The sequence below is a fragment of the Herbaspirillum sp. WGmk3 genome (assembly GCF_023952535.1).
GTDB classification, from domain to species: domain Bacteria; phylum Pseudomonadota; class Gammaproteobacteria; order Burkholderiales; family Burkholderiaceae_D; genus Herbaspirillum; species Herbaspirillum huttiense.
On sequence record NZ_JAKYWT010000002.1, the window covers coordinates 1,184,461 to 1,199,091 of the forward strand.

Here is a 14,631-nt window from a genome sequence, read left to right on the forward strand (position 1 = left end):
GGGCGTTAGCTCAGCTGGTAGAGCAGCGGACTCTTAATCCGTAGGTCCACAGTTCGAATCTGTGACGCCCCACCAAAATTTCAAAAGGCCTCTCAACCCGAGGCCTTTTTCACTTCCCGGTTGGCCTGATCGTTTCAGGAACACCACGGGGCGTTAGCTCAGCTGGTAGAGCAGCGGACTCTTAATCCGTAGGTCCACAGTTCGAATCTGTGACGCCCCACCAAACTCAAAAGGCCTCGCTTCGCGAGGCCTTTTTCTTTTTCCAGCCGAACTGAATGCAGCGCCTCGGTTCACGCTATTCAGCTGCAGTCATCTCCCCGTCGGCACCCTCCTCATCTTTTTCGCCCAGGAAGGGCCAACCTGCTGAAATCTGGCAGCCATACGTAGCGTCGTATGGCTGCAGCATTCGATTCGATCAGCTTGACTGTGGCACGTAAAGCCGATCAACCATTGGGTAAAACGACCAGTGACGAAATCGTGTAAGACACCCATGCGGCAAAGATGAGATAGCAGCAGAACAACGACCCGTACAGGATCAAGCTACGTCTGTTCTCCCACCGGTGTCCGATCAGTGCCCAGGCTGCCAGCGGAAGCAAGATCGCAACCATGGGCAATGAGAACCTGTTTTCAACGGCGGAAATCGAGGTGACCGCACACCAGCCCAATACTGCCGCAAGAAGCAACGCCATGAACACAACGCTTGCCCTGGGCTTCGTACCACCGCGTTGCTCCCAGACCCGGATATCTCTTGCCGCAGCAAAAAAACCGACAACGCCCCAGAACAAGACGGTTTGGGAATACAAGAAAAGCACTGGACGGTATTTCGGACGCAGGTCGTAGATGTAGCAAAACAGATAGTCGAAATCGAGCGCGCTGAAGAGATGCAAGAACATCGTGCGCACACCCAGCCACGGATGGAGGAAGTACCAGGACAGGTCGGGTACCGCGTTATTGAACCAGATATTCGGGTACACCATGGCTGGCGGTCCGTTCCCGGTCATGTTCGTTCCATATTTGATCATCAATATTCCTGACCTGATCTGAAACGAACCAAGCTTGAAGACCGGAAGGAACGTAAGCTCATCGAAAAAGTGATAGTTGATGATGATCTGCGGCAGCACTGCAAGGAAGAAACCCAGCAGCAAAGCTGCGCCGAAACGCAGGAGATGCCACCCGCGACCTTGACGTTCACTCCATGCGAACAAGCCAAGCAAGACCACGGGCATGGCCAGCCAATAAAGATTGGCCGGGCGCACCATGATGCCCAATCCGAGCAGCACGCCCATCAGGAATACCCGGGCTGCACTCAACCCTGACGATTGCATGTGGACGATCAACGCGGCGATAAAGATCAGAAGGCTTACGGACATGCCGTCGGACAGAGAAATGGCGAGATACGGATAAAGAAATACATTTGCTGTCAGAGCAAAGAAAACCAGATTTCCTACCCGCAGCGAAACCAGTTTTGTCAGGTTTCCCGATAACAGAATCACCGCCGAAAAATAGACTGCCAACTGCACCGCGAACAGCGCGATTCCCTGGTCAACTGCAAGCCAGCTGGCCGCGATATCAACAGCGGCAATGAACAAGGGATAAGCGTAAAGACGTAGCTTGCTCCATTCGTGCAGCGCAAAGCCGTGCTCGGCATAGAGCTGACCTATTTTTGTATAGGCGTAGGCATCGGCGCAATTGCAAGGATCGAAAATGGCGCGGTATTGCTGAGTGAAAGCAAAATAGGCAAACCCGATCGCCATGAGGAGCACCGCAGACTTCAGCAACAGGATTTTGCTGGCAGAATTGTTTAACATCGATTTTGTATTTTTCCCAAAAGGTTCTGACGTTCCGTAAGCGCCGTTTTCAGTTCAGCGATACATGTCCGGGGATGCATATTGCCTGGTACCCATGGTCGAAGAGGTAATCGCGACTTGGGACGCCAACATCACCAGCAGCACCGACCAGACAAACCATTTCCGCAACCGCATTGTCTTCCACGCATCCGGCAGAATGACATTGAATGCAATACTGCAATAGAAAAGCAATTGGAGCGGCAAAAAGAAGCGGGTCTCGACCGCGCCCGGAATGATCGCCATTACCGGCAACAAAATGATTCCAATCCAGATCCAAGGTGATTTCTCTTGAGTGATATGGGGCAGCATCCCATCTTCGGCACTCGCGTCCGGCGCAGCACGGCAATGAAGACGGTGGCTAAAAAAACCGTACAGCGCTGCCAATACCACCAAAAAATTCAGGAGGGAAATGATATTCCCTTCGCTCTTCGCATCTCTTACATAGACTTCGCCATCGCGAAGATCGAGGCCGTTGATAAAGTGGCGAACGTAGATCCCTGCAAACTCGACAGGATACTTTCGGACAATCGCGAAGTAGTTGCTCAACGCAATCTTGTCCTTGGCAATCATTTCCAGCTCGGCAATGCGCCGCCCTGCCGGGTCAACATAAAAACGCGATGGTGTAACAGAAGGATCGATTACCGTTTCATAGCGCTGCAAGGTGATCCCCCACATCAGCTGCAGCGCAAACAATGACTTGCCGCCGTTATCGGTCAACACCATCGGTGTGAAGGTTTTCTTGGAATGCAGATTGACCAGCGCCTGCGGCAAGCTCACCAGACTCACGCCGATAAAAAATGCAGAGAGCATCCAGGCCTTGGTTTTCATTCCCTCGTGGCGGAAGAACGCAAAGGGAATGGCCACAACGACACACAACATGGAAAACAGATAGATGGTACGCGTGTTGTAAGCCGCACCAATCATCATGCCGGCCATCACCAGGCTAAACAACTTGCGTTTGCCGAATTGATTTTTCGATGTTGCAAACACCAGCCAGCTGAGCCCGCCGAAGAGCAAGAGGATGGCGGGCAAATCCGCCAGCGGATAAACGATCACACCGGGAAACAAGAGTGCGACCAGAACAGGCACGACCATTCGCCTGTAGAAATTCACCCGGCCACCGACGATACGGATGTAGAACGCTGGGAGAATGATTGTCAGCGCAAAGCCATACACCAACGAAGTCAGGATGCGAAACGCCGGGAGGGCAGCCTCCGCGCCAATATGTTGAAACCATCTTGCCGGCAGCAAAAGCAGAGGCCAGAAGTATCCACGCGTTGTCGCAGGAAAATCAAAGAAAGTGGACGGATTCGCAAGCGCCCAATATTCTCCTGCATCGTAGGGGAAAACCCTGACATTCATGCTCCAATGAAGGAACAGGAACAAGATGGCCGCGAGCGCGAATGCCCACCACTCTTGATGGCGATCCAGTGCTTCATGGATCGCCGCGCATCGACGGCAATGCAGCGACGCAAAACGCCTACCCTCGTGAAATCGGCTCATTATTCCCCCGCAGACGTTGCTGCTCTTTTTTCATGTGGAATCAGCCCAACGGCATATCACGATGAAGCTGCCATCAGACAGTTCAACAGTGAATGCCGCATCAGCTCTCAACGCTTCAGGATGCTTCGGCTAAGCAGGAAGCTGACTGGCAATGTGAGAATGATCACCAGCAAGGGAGAAACGCTTGGCGACAAACCCAGCGTTTCGACAAAGAACGCCAAAAGCACCGCACCCAAGCCGTATTGGACAACGTAGACCAATGGAAACCTGACGAACGTCCGCAATGAGACCGGTTTCTCAAAAACAAATAACGTGCTCAGGAAGTAAGCGAAAACGATCCCGCATACGTAAGAAACAAAATAGGCCACTTGATAAGCAATGACCAACTTCAACGCGAGATACAAGACATAAGTCGCAAGCGTGTTGAGCCCGCCAGTGAAGAGGAAGCGGAGAAACCGGTTCTGCCTGAGTGCGGAAAAACGCATCATCCGTTGCTGAGCAAAGCGAGGAATTCGTCGTAGTCACGGATGTAATCCGACGCATCGTAATAATCGGAAGCGAACACGAGCAGGATGGCATCTTCAGAGTACTTGTACTGTATGCCCCAGGTCATGGGCGGCAGATAGACCCCGGTAGCAGGCGAATCCAGCATCACCTCCTGGCGGGAGGTACCGTCATCGGCCACGACGGCACATCGTCCACGCACACAAATCAGAAATTGATGACATGACTTGTGCGCATGTTCGCCACGCGTCTTTTCGCTGGGAACATCAAATACCAGAAAATAACGTTTGGGAACAAATGGGATTTCCCGCTCAAACTCCCCGACCGACAAGTCGCCACGCAGATCCTTGACATGATTGAATCGGTGCAGCGTGACGCCTTTCACGTTGGTTGGCGTCACCGGGCCTTTGCTGACGACGCCGCCGCTGTCGCTTGACGTAACCTCCTCGACCGAATTGGCGTAACCAGTAATACGGGCAGGGTTGCCTACCACGATCGCGTAGGGGGGAACGGACTGTGTAACGACTGCACCTGCGCCAATCATTGCCGATCGTCCAATGACCAGCCCGGGCAAGATGGTCGCATTGGCCCCGATGGAGGCACCTTCGCAGACCAGCGTCTTCTCGAAAGACGCAGGATACTGCTTGCTTCGGGGCCTGAGATCATTGGTAAATGTCACATTCGGACCGACGAAGACATCGTTCTCCAGATGGACGCCATCCCATAACTGTACGCCGCATTTGATGGTGACCCTGTCGCCCACCACCACATCGTTTTCAACGAATACACCGTCGCAGATATTGCAGTCGCTACCAATGACAGCCTGCGGAAGGATGTGTGCAAATGCCCAGATCCTGGTGTTTTCTCCGATTTGAGCAGACTCGCACAACGCATTCGGGTGCACATAAAATGACATCAGTAATTCCTTTTATTTTTGGAGCGGACCGGCAGGGAATTTCAGATCACGCAAAACGATGGCCAGTGGACGCCGCTTGGTATTTTCGTAAGCGCGCCAGGCGTATGAGCCGACCAGCCCAAGGCCCAGTGTATTGGCTCCGCCAAAGAAGAGCACGATCAGCACCGTGGTTGCGTAGCCCGGGACATGCAGAAAACCCGATATCCGTGCAAACAGGACCACCAACCCCAGTGGAATCGATACCGCAAGTCCGGCAACGCCCAGTGCCAGCAACAGCTTGATGGGCAAATCGGTAAACGCGAAGATGCTGTCCATCAGATAGTTGATTTTTTTGGACAACGTCCATGCCGATACACCGTGCGACCGTTCGCGCCGGCTGTAAGAAATCTCCTTGCGCCTGAAGCCCAGCCAGAACAGCAATGCGATCAGTGATGTGTTCGATTCTTCGCATGAGAGCAAACAATCCCTGAATGCGCGGTTGCATCCAAACACATCCACTCCCCCGGCTGGCATTTGCGAAACCACGAACTTGCGATAAATCGACCAGAAAAGGTTGGCAGACAGCCGATTGCGCAGTGGGTCAGCCCGCCCTTCCCTGGTGCCGACAACCACATCAAACTCGTCGCCACGCATGATCTCGAAGAACTGCAACACCAGCTCGGGCGGCTCCTGCAGGTCAGCTGCCATGACGGCAAAATATTCCCCAGAGGCTTTTTGCAAGCCCACCCGGATCGCCGAAAAGGAGCCGAAATTGCGCGAAAGCAGAATCAGCTGGGATGCAAAATTTTGCGAAGGCAAAAGGGATTGCAGCAGTTCAGCAGAGCGATCAGGACTGCCGTCGACGACAAATACCACTTCCATCTTGCCATCCAGTTGTCGGTTCAATGAATCGACAACTTTCACCAGTTCTGGAATCGATTTTTCGTTTTTATATACCGGAATAATGAGTGAAAACATCACGCTTCCCACTGATTGACGTGCTGCGATACCCATTCCACTTCTTCGTCGGTCATTTCAGGGAAGCACGGCAAGGTCAACACTTCATTGCACGCGGACTCGGTAACGGGAAGAATATCAGCGGCGAAGCGTCCGTTGAACATTTCCTGGCGATGATCGGGCACAGGAAAATGAATATCATGGGGCACCTGCATCGTGCGCAAATGCGCTGACAGGGAATCGCGCTGTCCGCAGCGGATGACATACAAGTGGCCAACATGATCCGGGCCGCAAGGAGCCGGCAGCGTGATCTGCGGATGACGGAGAAGCTTGCCGTACAAATCAAAAATGGCCCTGCGGCGGGCATTCCAACGGTCAAGATACGGCAGTTTGATTCTGAGGATAGCAGCCTGTACTTCGTCCAGACGACTATTTCTGCCACCGATCACCGTGGAACGATACTTTTGTGTCCAACCGTACTGCCGCAGTTGCTTGGCGCGTTCCGCGACATCCGGGGCGTTCATGGTCAAGGCCCCCCCGTCACCCAACGCACCGAGATTTTTGGTCGGGTAGAAACTGAACGTCGCCAGATCACCCCACGATCCTGCTTTTTTTCCATCTCGCACAGCGCCGTGCGCCTGTGCGCAATCTTCGATGAGCTTGACACCCTTGTCTCTTGCGAGGCGCGAAATTTCTTCGATGTTGGCCAACCGCCCATACAAGTGGGTCACGATGATGGCACTGATGCTGGAGGCCTGCAGTGCGCGTTCCAAAGCCAGGACGTCCATATTCAAACTGAAAGCATCCACATCGACATAAACGGGTACGGCCCCTATCGCATTGACGGCAAAGGTGCCATAGCCCCCCGCGTTGGCGACCAAGGCAACGCGGTCGCCCGCCTCAACGCCTGCCGTCCGCAGCGCCAGCTCCAGGGCGTCAGTGCCGTTGGCCACACCGAGTGCATACTCCGTTCCGCAATATGCGGCGAACTCTCGCTCGAACGCAGTGACCTCTGCCCCCAGCACATACCAGCCACGTGCCAAAAAATCCTGGAAAACCTTGCTGATTTCAGGCTCAAGCGGCTCGTTGTGCCGGAATAAATCGTTGATTGCTTTTAGCGGTTTCATTCGTTGTCCAAAAAATGAATGTTTGCTCATCCGCGCAAACATGCATAGATAAGTCTTCATCTGGGCTGACGCCAGCCGAATTCTATCGCGTCATCACTGTGATGAATAAAAATTGTCTGTTGGCCATTGCCAACGCCTTGCTCTGGCGAAGAATTCGCAGGCAAGACAAAAAAAATGAGTGACTTTCCCCCGGCACGGTTTGAGAAGCTTTGGAATTCCCGCCTCTTCTTGCGTTTTGACAATGTCTCGTAGATGACAAGTATAATTCAGCGCCCCCCTTATAAGGCTCACTCTCTTGCAGTGAAGCGACTGATAACTCGCGGATTTCGATCGGACAATAATGAAAAATGTTTCCCCGACGCATGATCAGGGCCAATCCCGGCTTCTATCCATATTTTGCTCGCTGCTGATTGCCGGCGGCTTGGTTTTCGTATTGCTTGCAGGTTTCGGTGCCTACTGGGGTAACGATGACGCTGGCATGGCCATGATCGCCCATGGCTACGGAATTGCTGCATTCGGCTCACCCAATATTGTATTTTCCAACGTGCTCTGGGGGCATTTTGTCAGAGCAATACCATCAATCGATGGCCTTGACGGCTATTCTGTTGCCATGATCGGGGTGCTATTCGTGGTCACGGCGACGACGATCTACGGATTGCGTGAGCTGAAGACGAGCATCACCTTATGTACGCTGATTGCGGCGTTCCTGTTCGTGCGTCCTGTGCTTTTCCCGCAATTCACGATCAACGCCGGCCTGCTCGGTATTGCGGGCGTCATTTGCCTGTTGGTCTTCATTCGAGAGCGCAGCAGAGCGATCCTCTTGCTGGGCGCGGTGCTACTGTTTACCGGTTACCTGATACGCAGCCGCGAAGTGTTGTTTGTACTGCTGGTTTCGGCACCTCTCGTTCCATGGCGCAACCTGATCCAGGACCGAGTTGCCAAATTCGTGATCGGGGCCTTTTTTGCGGCCGTTCTGATCGCCGCGATTGTCGACTACCAAGCCTACCAAACGGCCAGTTGGGCGACATTCAATGAAACCAGCAAAGTTATCTCTCCCATTGTCGATTTCGGTGCAGGTGCTCTGCTCAGGCAGCATCCAGCCATCCTGCAAGCTCATGGTTACTCAACCAATGATATTGACTTGCTGATCAACTGGTTCTTCGTCGATCTCAATATTCTCGACGTGAACAAGCTCAAGCAAATGCTGGCCGAACTGGGTCCCTTGCCAACGCAAGCCAACTCCTTGTCAAACGCGATGACTGGAATCAGATTTCTCTGGAACAAGGAGTTGATTGCTCCGATGCTGGCCGCGTTGTTCATGTTGTTTGTCCTGCCCAGCCGTCGGGTATTCATCAGCTGGATCATCTTTTTGGCCGGGATTTTCACATTGGGTCTGATGGGCCGACCGGGGATCTTGCACGTTTATATTCCTTTGGCAGGCCTGCTGTTGACGGCTCCATTCCTGATTGGCCCCGTGCCCCCACGCCGTGCACGCATGGCGATAATCGGGCTGGCTGTAGTGCTCATCCCTTACACCATCAACCTTTGCATCGAAGCCAATACCGCAAAGTCAACCGTGGCCCGGATCCAAAAAGATTTGACCGAATTCCCCTCCACGACCGTCGTCAATTGGGCCAGCAGCTTCCCGTTTCAAGCAGCCTATCCATTCTTGGGACGACACAAGGCTGACATGCCTTTCAGGCTGTACAGCCTGGGCGGGTTGGCTCAGGCCCCTTACATGAACACCTTTGTTGATCAGAGCAAGCGCCAAGGCGTTCCAGATCTGCTTGCGAGTGAATCAGGCATGAAGTTCATTGCCATTGCACCCTATTTCGATCTTCTGGCCAAATATTGCGAGGAGCATCTGCACGGAGATCTGCAAGAAATCTCAGTTCATAAATATGGTGATGTAGAAGTCAGTCAACGCCGTTGCAACGTTCGCGCCAAGTCGTGATCTCGGACCCAAAGCAGCACTACCGTGCCGATAACCATCGCATCCTGCGCACCGCACAAACTCCACAAGTTCATTCGCAGGAAAAGCATCAGCCGGTTTGCTGAGTCATTGAAAACGAATGGTCCCAACAATGAAAAGCACCACAGCCGATCGTGGTGCTTTTTCGTTTCTGCGGCATTGTGTGAAGTTGTTGTATCAGCCCTCGAAAGGATCGCGCCCCTGGCGTTCAGGCTCATTGTCTTGCACGTCCTGCCCTGCCGACTGCCCCTTCGAAAGAACTGGCTCACTCCTTGCCATACCCGCTTACGACCGGTGTCAACTCCGAAGCAGCTGCGCTGTCCGCCGCTATCGCATTGACCTTGCGCTGCCGTCCTGGCCGGATACGCCTGGCCTCGGTCGCTGCTGGCAGATCGCGTTTCTTCTTCCCCGTCTTGGCCATCTGCGACAAGCCCGACAAGAGCTGAACCAGGGAACTGCGCAGCACCGGATCCACGGCGCGATAGCAGGCAATCAGCTCGCTCTCCTGCTGGGTCGGCGTACTGCCGCGCACACCGGTCAGCACATAGGTAATATCGATCCCGATCTCCCCCAGGCCGTGCAGGTAATAAGCGTCCGGCGCGGTCTCGCCGATCTCGTACTTGATTTGGGTACGTGCCGTGATATCGAGCTGGTCCGCTACCGATTTCTGGGTATGACCGCAGCGGCCACGCTCTTGCGCAAGGCGATCGCCAAGTACTGTCAAAAATTCACTCTTATTCGATGACATATGAAAAGGACCTCTCCTAGAATGTTGCTTTCAGCTCAACAGCGAGGAGACATCTTATGGCACCCAAGCAACAAAACGAACGCAAGCCCGCAAAAGGAACGACGCGTCTGGTGAATTTTCGATTAAATGAGGCGGAATTCGAGGAAGCTGACCTGTTGGCACAACAAACCTACCGCTCGCGCGCTCTTTTCATTCGCACGATGTATTTGCTGGGACTGCAGACGTATCGCCGCCAGCATCCTGTCGACTGAGATCGCGCACACGCATTCGCCCGACCAGGATGACGATGAACGGCGCGGCCGAACGGGTCAGATGAGGCCGTGGCGCAGCAGGAACTCCCTGGCTGCCCGCATCACCTGATCCGCTTGCTCGCGGTGCGGGACATGACCACATTGCGCCAGCACCCGCGACTCGCCCTGCCCCGGGAACGCTGCGGGCAGGCTGGCAATCATGCGCGGATGCGTGAGACTGCCAAACTCATCCAGATCGCCATGCAGCGCCAGCACCGGACAGCGCAGCCGCTCCAGCATGGGGGCCAGCGACCAGTGCGCAAAGGACGGCGAGAGCCAAGTGTCGATCCACGCCGAGAGCACCCAGCGCGCCTGTTGCAGGTCGTTGCCGTGGTACTTCGCCAGGCGCGCGAGTTGTGCCGGATCGGCAAAGCGGGTTCGCGCCTCCTGAATGCCCTGCAAGGTCCGGTCCTCCACGAAGGCTTGTGCCGATTCGGTGATAACGGCCAGCACTCGCTGCGGCCACTGTGCCGCCGCCGACACGGCCATGCCACCGCCGACGCTGTGGCCAAACAGGATCACCTTGTCCACTGCGAAATGCTGCAGGACCGCGGACAGCGACGTGGGCGCTTCAGCAGAGATGAAATCCAGCGCCAGTCCATCCGTCCTCGCCGAGGACTGTCCGAAGCCGGCCCGATCATAGGCAATGACGGGAAGTCCGGTCTGCGCCGCCAGCCGGGCAGGAAAGTCGCGCCACAAGGCGACCGAGCCCAGCGAGTCGTGCAACAGCACAATCGGCGTGCGTGCCTCGGGCGAACCGCCCCACACGCTGGCATACAGGGTTCCGCCCTCGGTCTCGATATACGCGTCCTGCCGTTCGGACATGCTCGCTCCTCTGCTTGGGTACTGACGCATTGCGTGCGGCCGCCGCCCCCCTACCTGCACACGGCACCCAAAGGGGCAAGCGGCAAATAAAAAGGCGCACCGGGGGGTGCGCCTGAATCAGCCTTCAAGGGGGTATGGCTCCCCCGCAATATACCGGACACGCTATCAGCTTGCGCGACGTGCGAGCCCCAGTATCACGCCAGGCGCATGGCTGATGCTGCTCGCTTGCAGCCCTCAGTGATGCGCACCGCCGCCCAGATAGGCGGCCTTGACCGCCGGGTCGTTCTGCAGCTTGTCGGCGGGTCCGTGTACGGAGATCTTGCCATTCTCCAACACATAGCCGTAGTCCGCAACATTGAGCGCGGCAGCGGCGAACTGCTCCACCAGCAGCATGGTCACGCCCTGCTCCTTGAGCCGCACGATGATGCGGAAGACCTCATCCACCAGGATCGGCGCCAGCCCCATCGATGGCTCGTCCAGCAGGATCACTTCGGGGTTCAACATCACCGCGCGCGCCATGGCCAGCATCTGCTGCTCGCCGCCCGACAGGGTACCGGCCAGCTGCGTCTGCCGCTCCTTCAGGCGCGGGAACAGCTCCAGGGCGCGTTCCAGGTCGTGCGCGATATCGCCCTTGGGGCGGGCCCGCGTAAAGCGCGGGAAAGCGCCCAGCAGCAGGTTGTCGGTCACGCTCATGGTGGCGAAGACGCGCCGGCCTTCCGGCGAATGCGCCAGGCCGTAGCGCGCGATGCGGTGCGAGTCCAGGCCGGTGATGTTCTTGCCGCCGAGCGTGACTTCCCCGCCCTTCGGTTTGATCATGCCGGAAATGGCGCGCATGGTGGTGGTCTTGCCGGCACCGTTGGAACCGATCAGGGTCACCACCTTGCCCTTGGGGACGTCCATCGAAATGCCATGCAGCACCTCGACCTTGCCGTAAGCGGCGTGCAGATTGGAAATGGTCAGCATGTTCAGGCTCCCGCGGGGCTGGGTGGGTTGTCGTGGGCATCGCCTGCGCCACTGCCGAGGTAGGCTTCGATGACCTTGGGGTCAGCCTGCACCTGGGCCGGCTTGCCTTCGGCGATCTTCTGGCCGAAGTCGAGCACGGTGACGGTATCGCAGATCGACATGACCACATCCATGTGGTGTTCGATCAGGATGATGGTGATGCCGGCTTCGCGGATCTTGCGGATGATGGCGACGAGCTCCTTGATGTCCGGTGCCGTCAGGCCGGCGGCCGGTTCATCGAGCAGCAGCAGGCTGGGGTTCAGGCCCAGCGCACGGCCGATTTCCAGCAGGCGCTGCTTGCCGTAGGGCAGGTTGCGCGCCTCCTCGTTGGCCAGGTTGGCCAAGCCGACAAATTCCAGGATCGCAGCGGCGCGTTCCCGTGCGGCCTGCTCTTCGCGCACGTAGCGCGGCGTATTGACCATCACGTCGACCACGTTGCTGTTGAAGGTGTGGTGCAGGCCCACCAGCACGTTTTCAGTGGCCGTCATTTCACCGAACAGCTGCACGTTCTGGAAAGTGCGCGCCACGCCGCCCAGGGCGATGGTCGAAGGCGTATTGCCGGAGATCGGGCGACCGTCGTATTCCACCACGCCATCGGTAGGACGATAGATGCCGGTCAACACGTTCATCATGGTGCTCTTGCCCGAGCCGTTCGGGCCGATCAGGCCGTGCACGGTGCCTTTGCGCACATCCAGGTCAACCCGGTTCAAGGCCTTCAGGCCACCGAACTGCATCAGGATCTGGTTGACCTTCAGCAGCGTTGCGCCCTCGTCCTTGACGGAGTCGGTGGTGATGACGGCGCGCTCCTTGTCACCGGCGATCTGCTGGGCCACGGGCACGTGCTTGGTCAGCATGCGACCGAACAGGCTGCGGCAGAAGCCGACGATGCCGTCCTGCAGGTAATACACGACGAACAGCGTCATCAAACCGAAGATGGTCAGGCGCCAGTCGGTGATGTTTTCCAGCTTGTACGAGAAGGCGGCCATGGCGATGGTCGCCACCACCGGCACCGCGATGCCGCGCGCGGTCTTGGTCCCCTTGGCCAGCTGCACGCCGGCGCCGATCACCACGATCACGGCCAATACGGTGGCGATCTGGCGGAACAGCGCGATGTCCGACAGCAGGCTGGGCAGCATCACCACGATCAATGCGCCGATCAGCGAACCGATGCGCGACTTGCGGCCACCCATGATCACCGCCAGCAGGAACAGGATGGTCAGTTCGAAGTTGTAGGTATTGGGCGAGATGTACTCTTCCGAATACGCATACAAAGCACCCGACAGACCGGCCAGCGCCGCACTGATGATGAAGGCATAGACCTTGTAGCGATACACCGACACGCCCATGCAGTCCGAGGCGATCGGACTGTCGCGCAACGCCTGGAAGGCACGGCCCAGGTTGGACTTGAGGATGCGATGCACCACCAGCATGGAGATCACCATCAGGATCGCCACCAGGTAGAAGAACTGCACTTCGTTCATCTTCTCGCCACCCAGCATCGGCTTGGCGACCTTGATCCCGAGCGGGCCTTCGGTGAGGAAGGTCATCTCGTTGATCAGGATCTGGATGATGGTCCCGAAGGCCAGCGTCACCATGGCCAGGTAAGGACCGGTCACGCGCAGCGCCGGCAGCGCCAGGATGGCACCGAAGACGGCCGTCACGGCAATGGCCGCCGGGATGGTCACGAATATCGGCATGCCCAGCTTGAAGAAGAGCACGCCGGCGGCGTAGGAGCCGATGCCGAACAGGCCCGCATGGCCCAGCGAAACCTGGCCGGTGTAGCCGACCACGATATCGAGCCCGAACAGCAGGATGGCGTAGATGAGGATGGTTTCGATCAGGTGCAGGTAATACGGGTTGTGCACCACCATGGGAATGCCGCCCAGCGCGGCGATGCCCAGCAAGGACAGCAGCAGGATTTTCTTGTTCATGGTGTCAGACCTTCTTGATCGCAGTTTTGCCGAAGAGGCCCGCAGGTTTCACCGCCAGCACCAGCAGCAGCAGCACCAGTCCCGGTACTTCCTTGTAGCCGGTCGAGATATAGAAACCGGTCACGGTTTCAGCCACGCCGAGGATCAGGCCGCCGACGATGGCGCCCATGCCCGAGGTCAGGCCACCAATGATGGCCACCGCGAAGGCTTTCAGCCCCAGTGCCGCGCCCATGGTGGCGCCGGTCAGCGTCAGCGGCGCCACCAGCACGCCGGCGAAGGCGGCGGTGGCCGAAGACAGGGCATATGAAAAAGTGATCACCATGCTGGTATTGATGCCCATCAACCCCGCCGCATCGCGGTCGTTGGAGGTGGCCACTACGGCCTTGCCGTAGATCGACTTGCGATTGAACAATTCGACCGCCGCCATGATGAGCAAGGCGCCGATCACCACCAGCACCTGCATCGGCTGCACGTTGGCACCGAAGACCTGGAAGGGCGTGCCGGAGATGGGCGACGGGAACGGCAGGTCGTCCTTGCCCCAGATGTTCTCGGCGACGTTCTTGAAGATGATGGCCAGCGCGATGGTGGACATGATCCAGCCGAATTCGGACTTGATCTTGATGGCCGGACGCACGCCGATCCATTCCACGAACATGCCCTGCAGGGCACCGAAGACCAGCACGATGGGGATCATCAGCCAGTAGTTGAGATAAGGCCCGCCGTGGATGTTGCCTACCACGGAGAGCCCGACCAGCGCGCCCAGCATCAGGGCTTCACCCTGGCCGAAATTGAGCGTGCCGGACGTGGCAAAGGTCAGTTGGTAACCGAAGGCGATCACGGCATAGATCATGCCCAGCGCGATCCCGGAGAAGACCAGTTGTAAGAGGATGTCCATTGTATTTCCCAAGAAGCGGCTACCGCCGGGTGGCGGCGTAGAGCTGCAACGATCCCGCGGCGACCGCCCCCGGCGCCGTTAGAAATTCGTCAACAGATCGTGTGAAAAAGGCCAGCCCCCGGATCGCAAGGACTG

Annotated in this window: 13 protein-coding genes and 1 tRNA gene; 3 read left to right on the forward strand and 11 right to left on the reverse strand. The window is 56.9% G+C overall.

The window, feature by feature from the left end; all coding sequences use genetic code 11:
- Positions 1 to 147 precede the first annotated feature (147 nt).
- Positions 148 to 223 (forward strand) — tRNA-Lys (locus tag MKD49_RS11225).
- Between the two features lie 220 nt (positions 224 to 443).
- On the opposite strand, the gene MKD49_RS11230 is transcribed toward MKD49_RS11225, so the two are convergent.
- From MKD49_RS11230 to MKD49_RS11255, 6 genes are all read right to left on the reverse strand, one after another.
- Complete coding sequence (locus MKD49_RS11230) at positions 444 to 1,808, reverse strand: hypothetical protein (protein WP_252696305.1); 1,365 nt, start codon at positions 1,806 to 1,808, stop codon at positions 444 to 446.
- A gap of 54 nt (positions 1,809 to 1,862) precedes the next feature.
- A complete protein-coding gene (locus MKD49_RS11235; protein ID WP_121039241.1) occupies positions 1,863 to 3,350 on the reverse strand; it encodes a hypothetical protein in 1,488 nt (495 codons plus the stop codon).
- A gap of 107 nt (positions 3,351 to 3,457) precedes the next feature.
- Positions 3,458 to 3,835, reverse strand: a complete 378-nt coding sequence (locus MKD49_RS11240; RefSeq protein ID WP_039787343.1) for a GtrA family protein — start codon at positions 3,833 to 3,835, stop codon at positions 3,458 to 3,460.
- Positions 3,835 to 4,770 (reverse strand): WxcM-like domain-containing protein, encoded by a 936-nt coding sequence (locus MKD49_RS11245; RefSeq protein WP_121039238.1) that lies wholly within the window; start codon positions 4,768 to 4,770, stop codon positions 3,835 to 3,837. Before MKD49_RS11245 ends, MKD49_RS11240 begins: the two co-directional genes overlap by 1 nt.
- Positions 4,771 to 4,782: 12 nt before the next feature.
- Positions 4,783 to 5,727, reverse strand: a complete 945-nt coding sequence (locus tag MKD49_RS11250) for a glycosyltransferase family 2 protein (RefSeq protein ID WP_121039235.1) — start codon at positions 5,725 to 5,727, stop codon at positions 4,783 to 4,785.
- Complete coding sequence (locus tag MKD49_RS11255) at positions 5,727 to 6,893, reverse strand: DegT/DnrJ/EryC1/StrS aminotransferase family protein (RefSeq protein WP_252696306.1); 1,167 nt, start codon at positions 6,891 to 6,893, stop codon at positions 5,727 to 5,729. Before MKD49_RS11255 ends, MKD49_RS11250 begins: the two co-directional genes overlap by 1 nt.
- 280 nt (positions 6,894 to 7,173) lie before the next feature.
- Between MKD49_RS11255 and MKD49_RS11260 the strand changes: the two genes are divergently transcribed.
- Positions 7,174 to 8,787: a hypothetical protein gene (locus MKD49_RS11260; protein ID WP_252696307.1), complete on the forward strand. Its 1,614-nt coding sequence runs from the start codon at positions 7,174 to 7,176 to the stop codon at positions 8,785 to 8,787.
- A gap of 283 nt (positions 8,788 to 9,070) precedes the next feature.
- Here MKD49_RS11260 and MKD49_RS11265 read toward each other — a convergent pair whose 3' ends face one another.
- On the reverse strand, positions 9,071 to 9,553 hold the full coding sequence (locus MKD49_RS11265; protein ID WP_227022613.1) for a helix-turn-helix domain-containing protein: 483 nt from the start codon (positions 9,551 to 9,553) through the stop codon (positions 9,071 to 9,073).
- Positions 9,554 to 9,609: 56 nt separating this feature from the next.
- On the opposite strand from MKD49_RS11265, the gene MKD49_RS11270 reads away from it, so the two are divergent.
- Positions 9,610 to 9,804 carry a hypothetical protein gene (locus MKD49_RS11270; RefSeq protein WP_034330238.1) on the forward strand — a complete coding sequence of 65 codons (195 nt, stop codon included), beginning with the start codon at positions 9,610 to 9,612 and terminating at the stop codon, positions 9,802 to 9,804.
- Positions 9,805 to 9,861: 57 nt separating this feature from the next.
- Here MKD49_RS11270 and MKD49_RS11275 read toward each other — a convergent pair whose 3' ends face one another.
- The 4 genes from MKD49_RS11275 to MKD49_RS11290 form a co-directional block, all read right to left on the reverse strand.
- Entirely contained in the window at positions 9,862 to 10,668 is an 807-nt protein-coding gene (locus MKD49_RS11275; protein ID WP_252696308.1) for an alpha/beta fold hydrolase, read from the reverse strand.
- 234 nt (positions 10,669 to 10,902) lie between these two features.
- Complete coding sequence (locus tag MKD49_RS11280) at positions 10,903 to 11,631, reverse strand: ABC transporter ATP-binding protein (protein ID WP_034330243.1); 729 nt, start codon at positions 11,629 to 11,631, stop codon at positions 10,903 to 10,905.
- Between the two features lie 2 nt (positions 11,632 to 11,633).
- Positions 11,634 to 13,601: an ATP-binding cassette domain-containing protein gene (locus tag MKD49_RS11285; RefSeq protein WP_121039223.1), complete on the reverse strand. Its 1,968-nt coding sequence runs from the start codon at positions 13,599 to 13,601 to the stop codon at positions 11,634 to 11,636.
- 4 nt (positions 13,602 to 13,605) lie between these two features.
- On the reverse strand, positions 13,606 to 14,496 hold the full coding sequence (locus MKD49_RS11290; protein WP_039786681.1) for a branched-chain amino acid ABC transporter permease: 891 nt from the start codon (positions 14,494 to 14,496) through the stop codon (positions 13,606 to 13,608).
- Between the last annotated feature and the right edge of the window lie 135 nt (positions 14,497 to 14,631).